General features: G+C 44.7%; 17 protein-coding genes. 7 read left to right on the top strand and 10 right to left on the bottom strand.

The genetic code is table 11. The features are described 5' to 3' along the window. Positions 1-75 precede the first annotated feature (75 nt). From R7Z77_RS13960 to deoD, 9 genes are all read right to left on the bottom strand, one after another. Positions 76-915, bottom strand: coding sequence for an energy-coupling factor transporter transmembrane component T family protein (locus R7Z77_RS13960; RefSeq protein WP_064369635.1), 840 nt, complete (start codon positions 913-915; stop codon positions 76-78). Next, complete coding sequence (locus R7Z77_RS13955; RefSeq protein ID WP_064369636.1) at positions 912-2,651, bottom strand: ABC transporter ATP-binding protein; 1,740 nt, start codon at positions 2,649-2,651, stop codon at positions 912-914. Before R7Z77_RS13955 ends, R7Z77_RS13960 begins: the two co-directional genes overlap by 4 nt. Before the next feature lie 6 nt (positions 2,652-2,657). Beyond that, entirely contained in the window at positions 2,658-3,206 is a 549-nt protein-coding gene (locus tag R7Z77_RS13950; protein WP_005375133.1) for an ECF-type riboflavin transporter substrate-binding protein, read from the bottom strand. Positions 3,207-3,541: 335 nt separating this feature from the next. Further along, on the bottom strand, positions 3,542-4,672 hold the full coding sequence (locus tag R7Z77_RS13945) for an HlyD family secretion protein (RefSeq protein ID WP_005375134.1): 1,131 nt from the start codon (positions 4,670-4,672) through the stop codon (positions 3,542-3,544). After that, positions 4,672-5,052 (bottom strand): DUF3302 domain-containing protein, encoded by a 381-nt coding sequence (locus R7Z77_RS13940; RefSeq protein WP_005375135.1) that lies wholly within the window; start codon positions 5,050-5,052, stop codon positions 4,672-4,674. The genes R7Z77_RS13945 and R7Z77_RS13940 overlap by 1 nt, the downstream gene beginning before the upstream one ends. 244 nt (positions 5,053-5,296) lie before the next feature. After that, the gene (locus R7Z77_RS13935) at positions 5,297-6,880 is read right to left on the bottom strand and encodes a GGDEF domain-containing protein (RefSeq protein ID WP_213967601.1); all 1,584 of its coding nucleotides are present in this window, start codon (positions 6,878-6,880) and stop codon (positions 5,297-5,299) included. Beyond that, entirely contained in the window at positions 6,864-8,348 is a 1,485-nt protein-coding gene (locus R7Z77_RS13930; RefSeq protein WP_005375137.1) for a hypothetical protein, read from the bottom strand. The genes R7Z77_RS13935 and R7Z77_RS13930 overlap by 17 nt, the downstream gene beginning before the upstream one ends. A gap of 166 nt (positions 8,349-8,514) precedes the next feature. After that, positions 8,515-9,984, bottom strand: coding sequence for a hypothetical protein (locus R7Z77_RS13925; RefSeq protein ID WP_005375138.1), 1,470 nt, complete (start codon positions 9,982-9,984; stop codon positions 8,515-8,517). A 70-nt stretch (positions 9,985-10,054) separates the two neighbouring features. Further along, positions 10,055-10,765, bottom strand: a complete 711-nt coding sequence (deoD, locus tag R7Z77_RS13920) for a purine-nucleoside phosphorylase (RefSeq protein ID WP_005375140.1) — start codon at positions 10,763-10,765, stop codon at positions 10,055-10,057. A 398-nt stretch (positions 10,766-11,163) separates the two neighbouring features. On the opposite strand from deoD, the gene R7Z77_RS13915 reads away from it, so the two are divergent. From R7Z77_RS13915 to R7Z77_RS13900, 4 genes are read left to right on the top strand one after another with little or no spacing between them, the layout of a single operon-like run. Then, complete coding sequence (locus tag R7Z77_RS13915) at positions 11,164-12,114, top strand: YbgA family protein (RefSeq protein WP_053350049.1); 951 nt, start codon at positions 11,164-11,166, stop codon at positions 12,112-12,114. After that, complete coding sequence (locus tag R7Z77_RS13910) at positions 12,104-12,904, top strand: MerR family transcriptional regulator (protein ID WP_033906723.1); 801 nt, start codon at positions 12,104-12,106, stop codon at positions 12,902-12,904. Before R7Z77_RS13915 ends, R7Z77_RS13910 begins: the two co-directional genes overlap by 11 nt. A 22-nt stretch (positions 12,905-12,926) precedes the next feature. Further along, positions 12,927-14,342: a deoxyribodipyrimidine photo-lyase gene (gene phrB / locus R7Z77_RS13905; RefSeq protein ID WP_213967602.1), complete on the top strand. Its 1,416-nt coding sequence runs from the start codon at positions 12,927-12,929 to the stop codon at positions 14,340-14,342. Positions 14,343-14,348: 6 nt separating this feature from the next. Next, the gene (locus R7Z77_RS13900) at positions 14,349-15,275 is read left to right on the top strand and encodes a L,D-transpeptidase family protein (RefSeq protein ID WP_025768560.1); all 927 of its coding nucleotides are present in this window, start codon (positions 14,349-14,351) and stop codon (positions 15,273-15,275) included. A 26-nt stretch (positions 15,276-15,301) separates the two neighbouring features. On the opposite strand, the gene R7Z77_RS13895 is transcribed toward R7Z77_RS13900, so the two are convergent. Continuing rightward, entirely contained in the window at positions 15,302-15,556 is a 255-nt protein-coding gene (locus R7Z77_RS13895) for an Lpp/OprI family alanine-zipper lipoprotein (RefSeq protein WP_005375145.1), read from the bottom strand. 550 nt (positions 15,557-16,106) lie between these two features. On the opposite strand from R7Z77_RS13895, the gene R7Z77_RS13890 reads away from it, so the two are divergent. The 3 genes from R7Z77_RS13890 to R7Z77_RS13880 all read left to right on the top strand — a co-directional run bounded on the left by R7Z77_RS13890 (position 16,107) and on the right by R7Z77_RS13880 (position 21,914). Then, positions 16,107-17,450 (top strand): DEAD/DEAH box helicase, encoded by a 1,344-nt coding sequence (locus tag R7Z77_RS13890; RefSeq protein ID WP_017820508.1) that lies wholly within the window; start codon positions 16,107-16,109, stop codon positions 17,448-17,450. Between the two features lie 324 nt (positions 17,451-17,774). Further along, positions 17,775-19,772, top strand: a complete 1,998-nt coding sequence (locus R7Z77_RS13885) for a prolyl oligopeptidase family serine peptidase (RefSeq protein ID WP_213967603.1) — start codon at positions 17,775-17,777, stop codon at positions 19,770-19,772. Beyond that, complete coding sequence (locus R7Z77_RS13880) at positions 19,773-21,914, top strand: TonB-dependent hemoglobin/transferrin/lactoferrin family receptor (protein ID WP_186585112.1); 2,142 nt, start codon at positions 19,773-19,775, stop codon at positions 21,912-21,914. It abuts the gene before it with no gap. Positions 21,915-21,920: the final 6 nt, after the last annotated feature.

The following is a 21,920-nucleotide window of genomic DNA, read 5'->3' as shown; positions in this document are numbered from 1 at the left end:
GTTATCGAGGGGAAAGACGGAAGATAACGTGGTCACAACACTAACCACGTTATGTTCAGTTTGAAGCTTAAGAATTTAAAACGGATACCAGAACAGTTGTGTGTCGATAACACGCTTGCTGATCGCCGCAATCACTATCACCGCAATCCCAGCCATGCAGATCATATCGGCTTTGGTCAGTGGTTTTAAGCTGTACCAAGTGCGAGAGGAGTGGCGGCCAAAACCACGTAGCGTCATCGCGTTTGAGATTTGATCGGCTCGGTCTAAACTAGAGAAAATCAGAGGTCCAAGAATCTTCGCGACGTTCTTCAAACGAGTGAACAACGGAGCCTTCTTGCTCAGTTCTACTCCGCGTGCTTGTTGCGCGTGCATGATGTTAACAAAGTCCTTTTTCACTTCCGGCAAGTAGCGCAGCGTTAAGCTTACGGCATAGGCGATTTTGTAAGGCACACCTAAACGGTTCAAGCTGGCTGAAAACTCTGTCGGATGAGTGGTAAATACAAACACCAACGCGATTGGGAACATGCTGAAGTACTTCAACGTCACTGTTACTAGGTAAAACAATGTCTCTTGAGTGAGCGAGTAATTACCGGGTAACGAGAGTAAAACCGTTGATGAGCCCATGAACTCAGTACCTTGTTGCGGCGCTAACGCGAACATAAACAGGGCATTGATCAGTAATACCGTGCCTGTACCGAATAACAGCGGTTTGTAGACATGAAAGGGCACTTTGGTCATTTTCAATAAGCCTAAACCAAGCACGATCAACAGCGCGATGATTCGCAAGTCAAATGTGGTCAATACCACCGTTACCCAAGCAATGAAAAGCAAGAACTTAGTAATGCCATTCAACTTATGAAGTGGTGATTGGGTATCGATGTAGTTGATACCAAACTTCATCTTATTGTCTTTCATGCCACCGCTTTCTCTAGTTGGTTTACGTCGTCGCTTTTTTGTTGGCGGTGCGCTTTTTCTGCATTGATAAAATGCTGCATAAAGCCATTGGTGTCTTCGATGCCAACTTTCGTAGCCAACTCAAACAGACTTGTTGTGGTGAGGTTTGCTTGGTCTAGTAGCTCTGGACTGCTGAATACCTGCGTCATTGGTGCATCCGCGACTAATTTACTGTCTGCAATCACGATAGAGCGCGTGGTGTATTCCAGCACTAAATGCATGTCATGAGAGATGATCATCACGGTTACGCCCAACTCGCGATTGAGCTTTTCGATGAAACTCAGCATAGACGTGTAATTTCGATAGTCCTGACCTGCCGTCGGTTCATCAAGGATCAGAAGCTCTGGTTCCAAGACCAAAAAAGACGCAATGGTTACGCGCTTTTTCTGGCCATAACTCAATGCTTCGATTGGCCAGTGACGGTATTTGCTCAAACCGCACAGCTCTAGGACTTCAAGTACTTTAGCTTCTATTTGTTTCTCTTCAACGCCACGATTACGGAGGCCGAAGGCCACTTCGTCGAAAATCATGTGATGGGAAATCATGTGATTCGGGTTTTGCATCACCACACCCACTTTCTGGCTACGCTCGAAGATGGTCAGTTCGTTAAGATCTTGACCATTCATGCTCATTGAGCCGCTATCCGCTTCAATAACGCCCATAATCAGTTTGGTGATGGTCGATTTACCCGATCCATTTTTGCCAAGTACAGAGACAAACTCGCCACGCTTGATGTCAAAACTCACGTCTTCTAACGCGTTTTTCTCACCGTCGTAAGAATAGGTGAGGCCACGGACTTCAAGCAAAGTCTCGGCTGGCGTTTTAGGTGGTTGTGCTGTTGAACCATCAAACCATGCTTGCATTGCTGGTTTATATAGCTCCAATGGTAATGTAGTTAAGCTAGAAGGTTTTGCATCGCCCTCAATCGCGCAGCCTGCTTCTTTCAGTGCTGAAATATAAAGCGGTTCGCGGATGCCGTAATCTTCTAGCAGAGGCGACGCTAAAATTTCATCTGGCGTTGTATCGGCAATGATTTTGCCGTTTTCCATCAAGATAATACGGTCAACTGAGCAATGCAGAACGTCTTCAAGACGATGCTCAATGATTACGATGGTTTTGCCCGTTTCGCGGTGTAGATCATCGATGATCTCGATGGTTTTTTTACCCGTTTTAGGGTCAAGCGCAGCTAGTGGTTCATCAAACAAAAGGATATCGACGTCATCGACGAGAATGCCCGCCAAAGAAACACGCTGTTTCTGCCCGCCAGATAAATCGTGGGGAGAGCGATCTAACATCTGTTCCAAGTCGACCATTTTGGCCGTGGCTTTGACCAATGGGTACATGTCGATATTTGAAGTTAGCTGGTTTTCCAGCGCAAATGCAATGTCTTCGCCAATGCTCAAACCGACAAATTGGCTGTCCGTATCTTGCAGTACGGTGCCAACTTGCTCAGTGTATTGGTGCATGTCGAAAGGGGCGGTGTCTTGACCATTGATGGTCAATGTTCCACTGGTTTCCCCTTTGATTGCGTGTGGGATCAGTCCGTTAAGACATTGCCCAAGGGTAGATTTACCACTACCACTTGGACCGATAATGACGATTTTCTCTCCTTTCTCTATCCTTAGATTGATATTTTTTAGCGTCGGTTTGTCCAGCGACTCATATCTAAAAGAGAAGTTAGAAAATTCGATTGTCATTCGACATTAAGCCTCTGTTAAGTTACGGCTTTGCTTGTTACGTTTAGCGACAGATTTAAGAATGAAGAAGCCAACAATAGCAATAAGAATGGTGTTACCGATCGCGATAATAGAAAGCTGGGTAAACACTTTAGTGAACGGTTCTGCGTATAAAATCGTGTCGAGGAATGCAGAGCAACCGTAACCAAATACGTTGCCTAATAGCGCAAGTACTACGAATAACGCGAAGTCTTTCATATTGAAATCACCTTTCTCCAAACGGTAGCGCGTTAGAGAAGGGAATAGACCGATAATCAAACCAACAATACCTGAACCAAGTACCCAAGTGAGCCATACGCCCCAACCTGCAAATAGGTCAGTAACCCAGTGACCAATAAAACCAACCAAGAAGCCAACAAGTGGTCCAAATAGTACTGAGAACAATGCTAATACTGCCATTGCTGGTTTTAGCGTTGTGTTTGCAAACACAGGGATGCCAAACATAGGTAAGCCGCCGATACCGTAAAGAGCAGCACCGATTGCAATAACCACAACAGTTTTAGCGGAAAGATTCATAGATAACCTCAGTTCAATAGTCGATTTTAAAGAACGTTTAATTGTTTTGTCGGAAAGCGTTAGTTATTTGATTGTGTAACATATATTCAAAACAACCAAGCTGCTTATTGTTTGCTCTATTTTTCTTCAGGAAATGTGTGATTTGATTCACGCATCCCTTTGACTGGCTTTGGTTTTAGCAAGCATTAAAAATAAGGCGCGCATTATACAGAATATTAATAAAAGTGGGAATGCTATCTATCTGGATGGCTAGAATGAATCAGGGGCTGATCGTCAGCCCCTGATTACACTGTTTGATGTTATTTTTACCGATAAATGAATGCGCTATATGTTCATTAATGGTCGAGGTATAAATAGTTCTGCCAGCTCTTCATACGAATAAGAACTTTGCGCATCACTGATACGTGAGTAAAGCTGTCTGAATAAACTGCAACTTCAACCGCAGTACCCATTGGTAGGTGGTATCCACTCAAGTCGTCGGTAATTTTCAGCTTCGCAAAAACACGTCCGCTCGTGCGCAAGGCATCAGTCCCAAGCAGAGCGCCTCGCGCTTGAATTTGGCTTTCACCAATGGCTGGAATCACGTCAATGACTTCGCCACGGAACACTTTGCCCGGAATTGCGCGGAACATAAATTCTGCTTCAAAGCCTGGCTTCAAGCGTTGTAATGAGTTCTGTCTGAATGCCGCGGTGTACGTAATGTCTTCGGTATGTACGAAGGTCATTGCCGGGGCAAGTGGCAACGGCACAGCCATAACACCAGGACGCAAAGCCAATTGCGTAACGTAACCATCGGTTGGCGCACGAACTACGGTTTGCTCTAGGTTAAACTCTGCTTTACGCAGCTCGGCAAGAAGTTGCGCGACTTGGGTATTTTCGCCTCCGATTTCAGAGTCCAGAGCGATTTGCGCTTGTTCTTGTTGCAAAATCGCAACGTCTAACATGGCTTCTGCCGCTTTATACGCTTGGCGTCGAGTATCCAAATCTTGTTCAGTAAACGCGCCACGATCAAAGCCCCTTTGATATCGGCTGAATTCCCTTTGTGCTTTATCTCTGTCCGCTTGCGCTTTCAATACAGCAGCTTCTGCCTCTCTTAGATCCGACTCTAAGCCCAACGCACCTTGGCTTGCTTCTTTGACTTTCGCTTCCAGGCGAGCAACTTCTGCTTCAAAAGGCACAGGATCGATTTTGAAAAGAATATCGCCCGTTTTGAGCGGTTGGTTGGCCTGGACTGGCACTTCCACCACGCGGCCACGCACGCCAGAGACGATAGGCGTAGTCGGGAACACTTGGTTACCCAATTGAGTAAATGGGTGGTTGTAGTTCATAAGCAGCACGAGTGTGCCCACTAACACTACGCCGCCAAGTACGGCGGTTGGAACGGTCCATTTGTTTAGAGGAATATTGAAAATTTTAAAAATGGCAATACAAAGAGCTGCGTAAGTCAGAATCAGCAATAAGTCCATTATTCGTCCTCTTTACTTTGTTCAGGCAAAGGCTTTTGCTGAATCTTTTGTTGTTTCAACATCGATACTTCGTTTTTGAGTTCGTTGACTTCATCGATGAGTTCTTCAAGGCGGTGATGAATGTCGTGTGTTTCTTGTTCTAGTTGTTTAAAACCCCAGCCGCGTTCCTTGCGCCATAATGTTGCCCAGATCCATAAAAATGGCCACAGCGCATGCAAAGTGAAAAGGCTGACCCAGCCAGCGTAGTGAATTGCGTCTTGGTGCGGGTGCTCTCTCTCTTTGGCGATTTCATATGGAATATCATGAATGACAATGATTCCGTAAAAGATCACTAAAGCAACGAAGATGAGTAACCCAAGTGCAAAATAGTCTAGAAACATCTTACCTACCTGTGCTTATTGCGAAATGGAAAATCTACGTAAATTAACAATTTAAGTATTTGTCTTAACTACAGATGAATCAAGCGGTTTTTATGTAGGAATTATGTTTATGCGATGTAAGTATCCACTGATGTTTATTGGCAGTTAAGGTGTTGCTGAGTACTTATTTAAACAAACAGTGAAGTGATTGAGGAAGGATAAGTAAAAAGTATAACAAAGCCCCAGATGTCAACCGGGGCATGGTTTAAAGTTCGGTACAGACTTGGTTTCTGCCGTTGGCTTTGGCGCGATAAAGAGCTTTGTCTGCACGATAAAAAGTTCGCTGAGTATTCTCGCCTTCTCGATGCAAGGTAATCCCTATGGATACGGTCAGCCCCCGTTCACCAAGAATATCGTCCCAACCATATTGATAAATCCGTTCACGATAATTCTCGGCATGCATTTCTGCGCGTTCCAGTTGGGTATTCTCAAGGATCACGAGGAACTCTTCACCACCAAATCGTACGCACGATGCGCCTTTAAATCTGAAGTAGGACGCCAGTTCCTGTGACACACTTTTGATCGCTTTGTCGCCCACCAAGTGGCTTAGTTCGTCATTGATGGATTTGAAGTGATCGATATCGATGACCATCAATGCAAATACAGTATCGTGCAGAAGTAGATCTTTTAGTTTAACTTCTAACCAGCGTCGGTTGTGTAAAGACGTAAGTGGATCGGTAAAGACGTCCTGCTGTAGCTGAGCAACAGTATTTTTATGCTGCTTGGTGGTTTCTTTTAGTTCTTTGTTTTCTAGCTCTGACAAAATGAGTTTGAGTTGTAACTCAAAGCGTGAAAGTCGGCGTAGTTGAGCAGACCCTAACTCACCGATCGGAATATGTTTTACAAGATCAGATTCGATTCTATGCGCTTTTTTTTCACAATTTAATGCTTCTTGATACAACCCTTGAGAGGCGTAAACTTGACTCATCGCGTTATAAAAATGCTGAGTAACGATAGGAGATAGCTGCTTTTGAATCCTTTTACTGATGGAGTCCAACGTTAAATTAGCTAAAGAAGTGTGCCCTACACCGTTTAGACAATACGCAGTCTCAATTTTGACCATCGTGGATAACCAGTATGTCGTGGCACTACCCGTTGTATACTGAACATTCGAAATAGCCAGCAACGCATTGGGGTAGTCTTCTTGCAGACGATGTAATTTGGCTCGGTAGAGGTGAATTTGCGCGGCGAGGTTTTTATCACTGACGAGAATGCTCAGTTCTTCACATTCACTCAATAGCTCTTTGGCGTCTGCGGTACGGTTCAAGCTGATATAACAGGCAAGCATGTACAGCTTGTAACGAAGGCGTAGGGATCGACTGCCAATAGCGTGATCGATAGCATCTATTTTTTGATAATAACGTAATGCACGTTGGTGATCCCCATAGGCATCGCACAAATTACCCATTCCAATAATGGCCAATACGTACTCATCAATATAGCCGTACTCGACGGCGATATTGGTTGAAGCAACATACTCGGTTAATGCCGCATTGTAGTCACCTACTTCAACTAAACGCTCACTCAAGCTTGCTTTCACAGAAAGAATATCTTCTACATCCTCTGGTAAAACAAGCAACTCAAGCGCTTGTTTCAATTCACTAATGCTGTCGTTGAGCTGTTTGATCTCTCTTCGATACTCGGCGCTAATGATATAGCAATGCGCTTTCTCTCGGTTTGTTGACGCAATATGTAACCCTATGTGTTCCCATAGCGTAATCGCTTCTTCACCTGAAACGGAAGAAGGATCGATACCTGCGTCAGTCACCTTGCTAAGCAGTTGTTCCATTCTTCATTACCTCAATATAACTTTCTTCGAGCTGTTCTAACGTGAATGGGAAGGTCAGGATATCTTGCAAATACAGTATCGGTTTAGGGCCTTTGATTCCGCGTCGCTTCCATGGATAGATGTCTAACATCGCTTGGACAGTGCGGTAGACCTCTTCTGCTGCTTGACCTTTTTCTGCAATTAACATTGCTAGCCTGTTACTGGAAATTCTCGAGATGAGGTCGCTGGAGGTTGTCAATGCATGAACGAGCTCGGTACAAACATCGAGAACTTCGGGGTTTGAATGCTGAATCATAATGATGGCGTGGTTAGAGCGTTTGAGCTCCGTTTTAAACAAAACTAACTGTTCCCACCAGTAGGTCTCAGAAACGACATTAGAGAACTGTTTTTCAGGGTCGTATTCGTGTTGAGAGCGAATATGATTGATCAGCTTACGTGCTCGCTGCTCTAGTTGGCGTTTAGAGCCTCTTGCTTTATCCATGCTGATTCGGTGAGTTTGTTCTTTGAGCATTTTGAGTGCGTGCTTACGGTATTTCTTGAACGCGTTAAACGCAGACTCAAAGTCTCCTTGTTCTTCAGCGACTCGTGATTGTTGGAAGCAAATTTGGCTGAGTAGCTCACCGTGGTCGAAACTGAGTGCAGACTCTTCTGCTGCAAGTAGCAACTTGGCAGCGCTGTCTGTATTTTGGCGCAAAAGCTCAAGTCTTGCTCGGCTAATAAAAGAGTGTGCTTTCATCCAAACGAGATCATGCTCAATGGCGAGCTGGTGGGCTTTTTGGGTGGCTTCTTCGGCCGCATCAAGGCGTTCTAGTCCAAGCAGTGCTAACCCTTTAAAGTCCCAGATCTCGGCTTGCCACGTACTGTCATCATGATCTTTTAATACTTCGGTTGCTCCATCCAGTACCGTAAGCATCTCGACAAACTTATTTAGTAAGTAATAGTCCCAAGCTAATAGGATGCGCGCTTTGCCTTCTAACCAAGCAATACGAACATTGTTTGCCACTTTAACGGCTAACTCATGAGTTGAAGCGGCAAGTTGGTGTTCATTAGTGATGCGCCATACATTACCAAGCCCAATTAGAGATTCGATTTGAATTTCAACATCATCAACAAGAGCAGATTGTTCGAGCGCATTAATCCAATATTGTTGCGCGGAATAATACTTTGCTTGGCCCCAATATTGGAGTGCAAAAAGATGGAGAATTTCCGGGAGATGATCGTCGGTTTCAAGCTGTGTTTGTTTGCTGTAAGCGTCTTTGACGAGTTTTAAGCCTTGTCGGTAATCCATTAGGCACCAACAGCATTGCGCCATGATGAGTAAGGCTTTGATCTCTCCGTCCACAAATAAAATTTGTTCCGCGCGGATACGATATTGCTGCGCAATATTAAAGGTATGTTTAGGGGCCGATTTTATTTGGCCTTTAAGCTTAGTGAGATCATCTTCTAGCTGAATTTGGTTTTTATCCAACGTTCACATCCATGACTATCGAACTGGAAATCACACCTAATATTAAGTGGTTAGATGCATGTTTCTTTACCAAAGCGATGCGGATAACGTTTTGGTAAACGATCAGGGGCCGTAATGTATACCGTTACAACCCCTAATTACTACATCTAAATTACCAATAGAATAGCTACGATAGGAGCTGTTTGATTGTCAAAGGTGCATCAGAGACTTCTAACCTTTGTGCAGCGGTAAGACCTTGTTTATCCTGATAGCACAAATTATGCCAAGCTCTGAATATATCTAAAAGAGGTAAAATACCAGCAGGTCGTAATTTGCGACGTGGCTCGTTAATGAAGCTTTCGAAAAGAATCTGAAAGCGGTTTTGATAAAACTTCACATGACGAGTTGTCGCAACGTTAAACCATTTTTCAGGCTCATTTTGATCGCCAGCGAGGTAGCAAATGCCTTTGTGGTTTTCGTTTTGACTAGAGATTGCCCAACGATCGCGCCACCAACTCATATAGGCGATATCGACTTTGCCAAAGGGAGTGCTCATGTCCCAACTAGCGTCCTCTTCTACGTACATCAAGTCGACACTTTTCTCTTTAATACGAGGTAAACAAACGCTCAGTGCAGCTGAACGTAGTAGGGGATCTTGAGGCATGTATAGAGATACACGTTTGTTTGGGCAGCACATATCAAGTACGTGCAAATAGTGTGCATACGAGGTGTATGGCGGACGGACTAATGCCCCTTTTGAAGGGTAATGAAATACAGATAGATTACCAAGAGGGTCTTCTACGTTACCGCGAGCCAAAATTGTTTGGTATTTTTGGTCAATTCGCTCTCTGAGGTGATAAGAAGGTTCCGCAAGCGGCTCACTTGCTTCCGCTACATACTCCTGGGAAACAAAACGAGACACCTCATCGTAAGGATTATGATCGAGCGTTGCGATTGGCTCTTCATCAGCGGAATAATTGACGTGCTGGCAAAGAATATAGCCAGAATGCGCTTCGCCAGAAACAATCCAATACACACCATTATTGCTGTTCGGTTGCAATGCAATATAGTTTGAGGCCAATTCATAATGCGTTGCGTGGTTTACCCAGCGCGCATCAATGGTTGCCAGCTTGCGGCGGCAGCGGCTAGCTATATGGTCAACATGATCGTAAAAGGTTTTTGGGTTAATACTAAGCTTGCGGCAGATTTCTCGTACGGAATATCCCGTAAACAATAAACCCATCAAGTTCTCTTGAAATTGAAGCTTCTTGTTGGCACCAGACCACTTGTCGACAAAGGTACTTTGACACACTTTACAGCGGTAACGTTGGCGATCGCCACTGTAACCGAAAGCGTGATAGAGGTGTTTGTGAGTGTGGACAGAAAGTCCAAAGTTGTCGCAATCATCATTACGGCAAGCAGGCAACCCGTCACTGTGGACGTGCCGCAGGCGATGAAGTTCGTTCACGACATCGCGATTATTAAGTAAGGGGGGGAAAGCTCCACATTCACGGCATACCATCGCCGGACGCTTAGGGTTCGCATGTTGCAGAACGTAACGCTTTGCATCACTCAATCCAAAGTTGTCACACGCCAATGTTTTACAAAAGTTGAGTTGTAACCCATCTGCGTCTTTTGGCAGTTCGCCGTTAGACACAATCGCCCCCTCGGGATAATTCGGGCAGCCAGCATAACTCTGGCTGCAAATTATTACTTACTATTTGTTCTTAGATGTTGATTGCAGTTTCTAGTGCAACTTTCATCATGTCGTTGAACGACTTCTGACGCTCTTCTGAGCTTAGTTTTTCACCACGGATGATGTGGTCAGAAACTGTCAGGATAGTCAGTGCTTTCGCGCCTAGGTCAGCTGCTACGCCGTAGATACCAGCCGCTTCCATGTCTACACCTAGGATGCCTAGTTTTTCCATCTTCTCGAAGATGTCTGCTTCTGGTGTGTAGAACAGGTCTGCAGAGAATACGTTACCTACTTTTACAGGCACTTCCTGAGCGCGCGCTTGGTTAACTGCTTCTTCTAGAAGACCGTAATCAGCGATTGCTGCGAAATCGTGGTTGTTGAAACGGATACGGTTAACTTTAGAGTCTGTAGAAGCACCCATACCGATAACAACGTCCATTAGTTTCACGTCGTCACGTACTGCACCACAGCTACCTACACGGATAACGTTTTTCACGCCGTATTCAGCGATTAGCTCGTGTACGTAGATACAGCAAGACGGGATACCCATGCCGTGGCCCATTACAGAAACTTTTTTGCCTTTGTAAGTGCCAGTAAAGCCGAACATGTTGCGAACGTCACAAACTTGTTTCACATCTTCTAGGAACGTTTCAGCGATGTATTTAGCGCGCAACGGGTCGCCTGGCATTAGAACTGTTTCAGCGAAATCACCTGGTTGTGCGTTAATGTGTGGGGTTGCCATAAGTGCTCTCCAAAGTTTTGTTTTGATAAAACGCCTCTATTATAGAACGCTATTACCAATTCTGTTGAACTTGTTCGTTTTCGTTGAGGCAATAATATCGGGACGTACAGTAGCCCCTTGAGAGCTTAGTCACAAAAACCACGCATTTAGAAACTGCAACTACTATTGATAACCAAATCTGTTGAAATCAAAAGAGCAATCGATTTGCTTTTGAGCAGTTTGTCGATTGCGCGCACAAATTCTTTGTTTTTGGGCCAAACTTTTTTCTGACAGCTGGTTGATCGAAATACTTTCGAGTGAAGTAAAACGATTAAATTGTACAACTTATTTTCTTGTACAATCTGGAAAGGCTTGCTATAAGTTATACAACAAAACTTTTTGTATAGGGATGCGTCATCATGGAATCTTCAATCAAAGTAGGTATCAGTTCGTGTGTTTTGGGTGAACGAGTGCGTTTTGACTCTGGTCATAAGGTGAGCAACTTTGTGACTAAAGAGCTCAGCCCGTATTTTGACTTTGTTTCGGTATGCCCTGAAGTCGGCGTAGGTATGCCAGTACCCCGTCCAACAATTCGTCTTGTTTCTAATGAAGAGCGTGTTGCATTGGTTGAAACCAAAAATCCAGAAAATGATCATACCGACAATATGCTCACTTACTCGGCCAATAAAGTAGATGAACTTCAAAGCGAGCAGCTTTGTGGTTACATCGTTTGTGCCAAGTCACCAACTTGTGGCATGGAGCGAGTCAAGGTTTACAGCAAGAACAGTGCTGCGAAAGAAGGTGTTGGCTTGTATACACAAACATTGATGCAAAAAATGCCTTGGTTGCCTGTTGAAGAGGATGGCAGACTTAACGACCCTGTATTGAAAGAAAATTTTATTACTCGAGTATTTTGTCTAAATGACTTTTACGGCTCGATGGATGGTGAGCCTACTCGTGGCAAAATCATCGACTTTCATTCGCGCTACAAACTGACGTTAATGGCACACCACCCAGAGTCATACCGCTCCCTTGGCCGCTTAGTCGCTGATGTCGCTAATTATGAAATTGAAGACTTTTACCAAGAGTATCGTTTAGGACTTATGAAGGCGTTAACGAATCGGGCTAGCCGCAAAAACAACACAAATGTGTTGATGCATTTACAAGGGTACTTCAAACGCTCACTAACTAAAGAAGAAAAAGAAGAGTTAGCGACAGTGATTCACGACTACCGTATCGGAATGCTGCCTCTGCTAGCACCACTTACATTGATTAAGCATTACTTAAATACTTACCCAGACGAGTATTTAGCAAAACAGAAGTTTTTAGAACCGTATCCGCAGGAGATGAGATTACGCTATGGTTTGTAGTTCAGAAGAAAAACTATACGCGATCCGAGATGTCGCAGAAATCACGGGTGTAAAACCAGTTACGCTGAGAGCTTGGCAACGAAGATACAACTTGATCCAACCTCAGCGAACTGAAAAAGGACACAGACTTTATCGCCAGCAAGATCTCGATACGATTCGCGAAGTCCAGAGCTGGCTCGCGAAGGGGATTTCGATTGGTAAAGTGAAGGGGCTGCTAGGAAAAAGCGCCGATGTCGAAGTCAAAAACGAGGTTCGCACACTCGAAGAAGTTGAAAACATGCTGCTTGCGCTGTCTACCCTGAATCGAGGAAAAGCAGAGAGTTTACTTGCCTCTGTTCTTAAAGAGTATCCACTAAAACTCGTTATTGATCAGTTTATTAGCCCAGTATTTGATGCGCTAGACATGGTAAAAGGATCGCTGCGATCTTTACAGGTAGGGTTATTTCAGACTTGTTTGATCACTCGACTTGCCCTTGTTATCGATTCTGAAAACAAAGCCGCTTCCAAAGGAAAGTGTCTGCTCATTAGCTTTGAACAAAACAGAGAGTCTGAGAGTTGGATTCAAGCAGCGAAGCTTTGCGAACAAGGGTATCACACGACTTTGATCGATAAGGTTGATGATGTTTCTGGTCTACTAGATCACGAGGTCGTTGAAAATGGTTCGTTTATCTACCTTTTCTCCAACAAAGCGCTAGCTGCTAAACAAGTAGCGTCCATCAAAATGCTTCACGCACAGTTAGGTGATCGGATGGGGTGCTCTGAAGTGATAGAGAAATTACACCTAACTTAGTAGACAAAAGATAGGAGCTACCATGGTTTTAGTATGGTTTCGACGTGACTTACGTGCGTTAGACCACACGGCACTCAAAGCGGCGTTGGATTCAGGTCAGCCTGTTGTCGCTTGCTTTATCGCGACGCCAGAGCAATGGCGGGAGCATCACATGGCGCCGATGCAGGCAGACCTCATTGCTCGTCGCTTAGCTTGTCTTAACGAGGAGCTTGAAAGCCTTAATATTCCTTTTTTGTACAAAGAGGTGCCGTCGTTTTCCGATTGTACAGATGTGATTAGTGGGTGGGCGGAAACACTTGAAGCCACGTCTGTTATGGCAAACATTCATTATGAGGTGAACGAACGAGAGCTGGATACACAAGTAAGTGAAGCGTTAGCTTCTCACGATATCGAATTTGAACTGTTTCATGACAAATGTGTGCACGCGCCAACGACGGTTCTTAATAAGCAAGGCGAATATTTTAAGGTATTTACGCCATTCAAGCGTGCTTGGTTAACGCAGTTCCATATGCCGACGGTAGTAAAACCTCACGAGCAAGCGCCACTCAATAAAAAGGTACTCGAACAATTAGAGTCGGCTCGATTTAATTCAAGCTTCACATTTAGCTATCCTCGAGAATCCAGTGAAGACTGGCTGGCTTCGACTAATGATATTTTGAAGCAGCTTAGGGAATTTGCACGGGAGCGCAGTGACGCGTATCAAAGCGAGCGAGACTTTCCAGCTATTGATGGCACTAGCCAACTGTCTCCATACCTTGCGATTGGCGCGCTATCACCAAGGCAGTGTATTGCTCGTTTGTATGCTGAAAATCAACAAAATGACCTTACAGAAGGGAAAGCAACTTGGCTAAGTGAGATCATTTGGCGTGAGTTTTATCAGCACCTATTGGTTTTCGAACCAAAACTCGTCAAAGGCAAAGGATTTATCGATTGGGAGGATAAAATCCAGTGGTCCTATGATGAGAAAGCCTTTGAGCGATGGAAGACAGGAACAACAGGATACCCAATCGTTGATGCAGCAATGCGTCAGCTCAATCAAACAGGCTGGATGCACAACCGATTACGTATGATTGTCGCGAGCTTTCTTACCAAGGACTTACATATTGATTGGCGATGGGGAGAAGCGTACTTCATGAGTAAGCTGGTGGACGGCGATTTTGCAGCGAACAATGGTGGCTGGCAATGGTCTGCCTCTACGGGCTGTGACGGGCAGCCATACTTTCGTATTTTCAACCCGATAAGCCAAGGCGAAAAGTTCGATGTTAATGGTGAATTTGTGCGCCACTGGGTACCAGAAATCAAAAGTGTACCGAACAAATACATCCATAAACCTTGGACTTGGGAGGGCTTTTCTTTACTGGAATATCACAAGCCGATGGTTGATCACAAGACAGAAAGAGAGATAACCTTACAGCTCTTTAAAAGTGCCAAGGAATAGAGTGAAATGCTTAGCAAAAAGCGATCAATGAGTTTCGCAAAACGTACCCTGCTATCTGTGTCGTTATCTTTAGTGAGTGGTCTATCATTCGCTAAGATGTACGAATTACCAGAGGATGGAAGCCGTTTAATTGGTCGCCTTGAAAACCACGTCGTTCAAGAAGGCGAAACCATGGCAAATATCGCTAAGCTCTACGATGTGGGTATGCTAGGTTTAATGGCCGCAAACAAAGGCGTGGATCCCTTCTTACCAGAAGAGGGGCATGTTCTTACTATTCCGACACAGCTAATCCTCCCAGACGTACCTTATAAAGGTATCGTTATTAATCTAGCCGAGCTGCGCTTATATTACTTTCCGAAAGGAGAGGATATTGTCCATGTATTTCCTGTCGGAATTGGCCGAATAGGGCGCGATACCCCAGTAATGACAACGCGTATCAGCCAAAAACGACCGAACCCTACATGGACTCCTCCAGCCTCTATTCGTGCCGAGTACAAAGCAAAGGGCATTGACCTACCAGCCGTTGTTCCTGCGGGGCCTGATAATCCACTTGGTATGTTTGCATTGCGTTTAGCTTACGGGAATGGCGAATACCTAATTCATGGTACCAACAAGGACTTTGGGATTGGTATGCGAGTCAGCGCGGGTTGTATTCGTATGGACCCAAGTGACATTGAGTGGTTATTTGACAAGGTTCGTAACGGCGAAGACGTTAACATCATTAACCAGCCTATCAAAATGACACTTGAGCCTGACAGAAGTGTGTTCTTAGAAGCACATGAGCCTTTGACTCGTAGTAATGGCGAGAAAGATGAACTGAAAGTGCCGAAAGAGTTAAAGTGGTGGCTGGATGAATTCGGTATGAAAAACGTGAAGGCTAAAGCAGCAATCGCTGCACAGAATGGGGTTCCTATCGAAATAACCGCGCCTTAACGGGCGTTAAGACGCGGTATTAAATCTTACTTAGTGTAAGACTGAGCGATGTTATCGATACGCTCGTTAGCACGCTCAGCTTCTTCTTGAGCAGCCATTGCTGCTGCGCCTGATTTTTGAACGTCAGATTGAAGAGCTTGTACGTCTTGGCTTAGTTGGCTAACTTGGTTGCTTAGTTCGTCTAATTTTGCTGCATTTGCTGTAGCTGCGTCATCAGAAGAAGCACAACCGGCTAGTAGAAGTACTGAAGTTGCTGCAGCTGCGATCAACGTTTTGTTCATATAAGAACTCCTTGCTTATAGTGAAAGTCTCGCCACTAACTATTATTTTATACAGTAGCGAGGTTAAATGTGGTTACATTTTATCAGTACATGATGTAGCAAAAGTCAAAAAAACCCAAGAATTTCATGGAGTACCTGACGTCAACTTTTACCTGAACTTAACAAAGTTTAACTACCTATCCTTTATTTCGTTCTCACAACAGTTTTCATAGCAGGTGTATTTGCCACGTTCCTGATATCAATAATTTAGACGATATTGACACAAATGAAAGTTTATTGGCCCAAATAACTGCTATTTAAGTCGTTTTGTTGATGGATAGAAGGCATATTTGAACGGCTTTTCTCTAAACTTCCTGTCCAGCTGCTCATCAAAAAGGCTAGTCTTTACTCTGAACTGAGCCACAAATGATGTTTTACCGTTACCACCGGGAATTAGTTTGTGTGATCTCTATCTATACTCCTATGATTTGCGGTATTATACCGAGCTTTATTTTTTTGCTGCGTTAGAGCGGAAACGACACTACAGAGCGCTCAGACGCTGACTGATTTATTGGAGAATACTTTGCAATTTAAAGATCTAGGCCTAGACAACCGATTGTTGAAGAACCTAAAACACTACGATTTTAAAAAAGCGACTGACATTCAGCAGCAGGCGATTCCTGTTGCGATTGCAGGCAAGGATCTATTGGCATCTTCGAAAACAGGTTCGGGCAAGACTTTGGCGTTTGTATTGCCAATGCTTCATAAGTCTTTAAAGACAAAATCGTTTTCTGCGAAAGACCCTCGCGCGGTAATCCTTGCTCCTACTCGTGAGCTAGCGAAACAAGTATATGGTGAGCTTCGTTCTATGCTAGCTGGCCTATCTTATGAAGCAGCACTGATTTTGGGTGGTGAGAACTTTAACGATCAAGTAAAAGCTCTGCGTCGTTACCCGAAATTTATCGTGGCGACACCAGGACGTTTGGCTGATCACTTAGAGCACCGTTCGCTTTATCTGGATGGTTTGGAAACGCTAATTCTGGACGAAGCAGACCGTATGTTGGATTTGGGCTTTGCACCAGAGCTTCGTCGCATTCATAAAGCAGCCAAGCATCGTCGTCGTCAAACGTTGATGTTCTCTGCGACATTAGATCATGCAGACGTCAATGAAATCGCGGCTGAAATGCTCAATGCGCCAAAGCGAATTGCTATCGGCGTTTCTAACGAAGAACATAAAGATATCACGCAAAAATTTTACTTGTGTGATCACCTAGATCATAAAGAGGCAATTTTAGATCGTGTTCTTTCTGAGGCTGAATACCGTCAAGTTATTATCTTTACGGCAACGCGTGATGATACTGAGCGACTAACAGAAAAGCTGAACGAAAAGAAACTGAAGGCTGTAGCACTAAGTGGTAACTTGAACCAGACTCAACGTAACACCATTATGAGTCAGTTTGAGCGCGCAGTATTTAAGATCCTTGTAACGACTGATGTTGCTTCCCGCGGTTTGGATATTGCAACTGTGACACACGTCATCAACTTCGATATGCCAAAGCATACCGAAGAATACGTACACCGAGTTGGTCGTACTGGTCGTGCTGGAAATAAAGGGGATGCAATCTCTCTTGTTGGTCCAAAAGACTGGGATAGCTTTAAACGTGTAGAAGCATACCTACAACAAGATCTTGAGTTTTCATTGTTCGAAGATTTGAAAGGTAAGTTTAAAGGCCTTAAGCCACCTAAACCAGATTTCCGCAATAAGAAAGCGACCGCAAAGAAAGCTCGCCCTCAAGCGAAAAAATCGGCGAAAAAACCAGCTAAGCGTGACAAGAGCTTCTACAAAAACGTATCTGTGGGTGATGATGTCTTCATCCCTAAGAAAAAACCAGCGGCACCGAGCTCTGAAGAGTAAAAGCTGCTGTAGTTTCCCATTGATTTTAGTTCTTAAAAATCCGAGTGTTCGCACTCGGATTTTTTATGTCTGTCGCTAGGTGAAATAGCGTCTTTCCATACTCACTCGTTAGTCAGCTTTTATATCTGTCTGGTTGTATATAAACAGCATAGAACGCTAATTTAGGAAGTTATTAAGTTTTATAACCTCGGTCAAAGCAAACGTTTTTCCTCACACACTAGATAAAAATCTCATATGATTATGAAAATGATAATTGATCTCATTTTTATTTAAGGGCAGAATACGCGCCATTGTATTAATCCTATAAATGAATTCGCTCTCTATATGAAATTTACTCATGTTTTTTTAGGGCTCATAATTACCTCTAGTTCTGGCTTTGCTGCTGATGATTTCAACTGGCTTCGAGATGATGCTCGTAAAGATGAGCGAGTTCTTACCTACCTAACAGAACAAAACCACAAAACTGAACAGCACCAAAAAAGTTATCAGACGTTGACAAAAAACCTACTAACGCAGTGGGATACCATTGTGGCAGACAAAGGTGATAAGCCATGGTCGATCGTGAGTGGAAGAGAGTGGACGCTAATGCGTCGCGATGGTCGTTACTTACTATTATCCCGTGCGAGTCAACATGCACCAGAAAACGTGGTGTTCGATTTCGATGAACGACAATCTGCGCATCAGTACTACCAACTTGGTCAATGGCAAGTGAATGGTGACACGCTCCTTTTCACGGAAGATATCGACGGCAGCGAACAATATCGTGCTGTGGTTGTTGATTTACTCTCCGGTCAATCTACGGAACTGGCGACGCACGTCGATAGTGGCGTATTGTTGTCACCTAACGGGAAAGTGGCATTCCTCGTTGCAAAAGAAAAGCGCACCCAGCGACCTCATCAGATCTTACGTATCTCCACTGAATCTTTGGCAAAAACAGTCCTATGGAATGAACCCAAGTCAGATTGGTTACTTTCTTTCTATCGTGCGGCAGATAGCCGTTATGCTGTGCTGCAAAGCAACAACGAGTCAACAACAGAGCAGAAGCTTGTCGACCTAGAAACGGGCACTGTCTCAGATTCATTGCGAAAGCCTGAAGTGGGTGTGGAATATTACGCGGATGTGGCGAAAGGTTATATTTATCTTAAAAGCAACCTGGAAGGAAAGTTCGCCCTTTACCAAGCCGAACTCGCACCGCTTGGCGCAACATGGCAACGCTTTACCAATCCTCGTGAGCCGCTTGAACAGTTCTACCTTTATGATGCAGGAGTTGTGGCACTTAGTAAGCCAAACAACTTGTCGACATTGACGGTGTATTCTTACCAAGGGCAGGAAAAAGTGATACTGCCATTGGAACACGATGGTAATGTCGCTTGGCTAAGCACATTGGGCGATTTTGAATCAAACAAAATTCGTATCCGAAGCATGTCGATGACTACGCCTCCTCAGTGGGAAGAGTTCGATGTAAAAACGCTGAATAAATCCTTGTACTCTCAAGATGCTTACCAAGACTTTGATAGTCAGCGTTATGTATCCCAACGTATTTTTATTAAGCACGACGGCGTTTCTGTCCCGGTCTCTTTGGCGTATCGCAAAGACAAATTGCACCCACAATCTCCTGTGATGATTTACGGTTACGGCGCGTATGGTTTTACGATGAAACCGTACTTTATGCCTCAGGTTATCAGTTTACTCGACCAAGGTGTGATTTACGCTATCGCCCATGTCCGTGGCGGTGGGTACTTTGGCGATGAATGGCACGAGCAAGGCCGTGGTGTGCGAAAAGCCAATTCTATTGGTGATTTTGTCGCGGCCGCGAAGGCGCTGCAAACATTCGAACGTGGCAATAGAGAGGTTTTCGCCATCGGTTCTAGTGCTGGTGGTACGTTGGTGGCCGGAGCGGTTAATCAAGATCCTAAATTGTTTTCAGGTGTCGTACTTAAAGTGCCTTTTGTTGATGTGGTTGCAAGTATGTCGGATACCTCACTTCCGCTTACCACACAGCAGTATGGCGAATGGGGTAACCCAACCAAACCTGAACAATTGGCGTTAATGAAGGCGTACGATCCGATTCTCAATATCCATAAAAACGCTTACCCACCCATGTTGGTTCAAGTCGGTTTAATTGATCAGCGCGTGCCATATTGGGAAGGCGCAAAGTATCTGGCTAAAGTTTCAGCGTTAAGTGAGCACAACGGGCCGTACTTGTTGCAAACTGATTTTAATTCGGGCCACCAAATGGACCCACGACAAGCGCAAGAACAACAAGCAAAAGAATACGCATTTCTACTATCACTCATTAAAACATCTAAAGCGGAGCAGTAAATGAAGCTTACCCCAGTGTCAGCGGCAGTACTTTCGGTACTTGCTGCCAGTCAAGTGCACGCCGAATCTAAGGTTTTCTCAATGGAAGAGGTGGTGGTAACCGCCAATAAAATCGATCAGCCATTGTCAAAAGTGGCAGGTAGTGTCGCGGTTATCACAAACGAGCAAATCGAAGAAAGAGGCGAGACCGAGCTATATGACGTGCTGCGTAACGAACCTGGTGTAAGTGTGACGGGCGGTGCAGGACGTCCGCAAAACATTACCATCCGTGGTATGACGGGTAACCGCATTATGATCGTTCGTGATGGCATTCGTTCTGCGGATGGCTTCGGTGCGAATGACATTAATGATGCAGTTGGGAGAGATACTTTTGATTTATCCAATTTTGAATCGCTGCAAATCATTAAAGGGGCAAGTTCTTCGGTGCATGGCTCTGGCGCGATCGGCGGTGTGGTGATTTTAGAATCCAGTCAGCCGGGTGATTTCTTAAAAGACAAAGACTTCTACACCGATGTTTCCGGTACTTACACCGATATCAGCAACAAGTACAAAGGCACGAGTAATCTAGCTTTTCGTTCCGGTGATACAGAGAGTTTGTTTAACGTTTCATACTGGCAGGGGCAAGAGACACGTAACTTTGATGAAGATTTGTATAACCGCGACCTAGATGGTTACAGCGGTGCTTATACGATCAACCACTTTTTCAATGAAGAGGTGATGTTGAAAGCCAAAGCGGAACTCTACACCCAGAATCAAGAGCGTTTGGAGGGTTCACCGTCCATTCAACCTGATGGCATCTGGCATATTGAAGACTTTGCTGAGGATGAAACCACAGAAGAGTACAGCGCTTATATTGGTGCAGAGGTGACTCCGATTAATCCAACTTGGTTCGAAGAGTTGGATACCAAAGTTTACTGGCGTCACACCGAAGTGGTGGAAGACACCAACCGTTTAATGCGCCAAGTGGATCACAATGGTTTGATCACCAAGCGTCGCGAGCTGGAACACAAAACCTTCATTGACGAAACAATTGGCTTCCGTGGCGATTTCACTAATACGATTTATGCAGCAAATGCTGAGCACCAATTGGCTTACGGTGTCGAGCTTTCTACTGACTATTACGAACGCACAGATAGCGACTCCAAGATTGATTGGAACGGAGTAACACCTTCGACCAAACAACCTTTCGCTCCTGCTCGTGCTTATAACATTGGTTTGTACGTTCGAGACATGGTGGAACTGGATAAATGGACCATCACAGGTGGCCTACGCTTTGATGCGCACCGTCTCACGCCAGACGGTGCGGGTGAAGTGGGCGGCTTCCCATTAAAAGACATGGATAGCTCAGAGGTATCTCCAAGCCTGTCGGTTTCTCGTGAAATGTTTGCCAACAACATTGCTTATGTATCTTATAACCATGGTTACCGTGCTCCGGAATACGATAAAGCGTATGGCTTCGTAAGCCACGACTTTGTGCCGCTCACGCCGTTTGTAATTGCACCAAACATGGATCTAGAAGCTGAAACTTCCGACTCATTTGAAATTGGTAACAAGTTCGATAACGGTCGTGCGCATGTCTATGCGTCTGTGTTCTACAACAAGTTTGAAAACTTCATCGATGTTGTGACCACAGGCTTTGACTCAAGCACTGGTAATTACATCAAACAGTACCAAAACCTTGATGGCGTAGAGACTTATGGCGCAGAGCTTTCTGCGGGGTACGCGCTCACCAAACAATGGGACATCAGCACTAAGTTTGGCTACGTAGATGGCAAAGACGCGGAAGGCGAATACGTTCGAAGCATTACGCCATTCGAAGGTAATGCTCAACTGAAATACGCCAACCAAGACTTCAACGCTTACGTGGCTTGGAACTGGGCCGCTGCCATGGATCGCGTTCCTAAATGCCAGACCACACTTGGTCTAGCGACAGAGTGTGCGCAGACAAGCGCGTGGAATACGTTTGATCTTGGCGCAACTTACTACGTTTCCAAAGACCTTCGTGTTAGCGCAAATATCGTCAACCTGTTCGACAAAGAGTACATCCGATACCAAGACGTAGCGGGTATCGCTGAGGAAAGTAAGCGTTACTCAACTGAGCCTGGGCGCTACTTCACGCTGACTGCAAAATACGAATTCTAGGACGAA

Source organism: Vibrio sp. 1401, from assembly GCF_033340295.1.
Note: the sequence above shows the minus strand (reverse complement) of the source record. Positions and strands in the feature narration are given on the sequence as shown.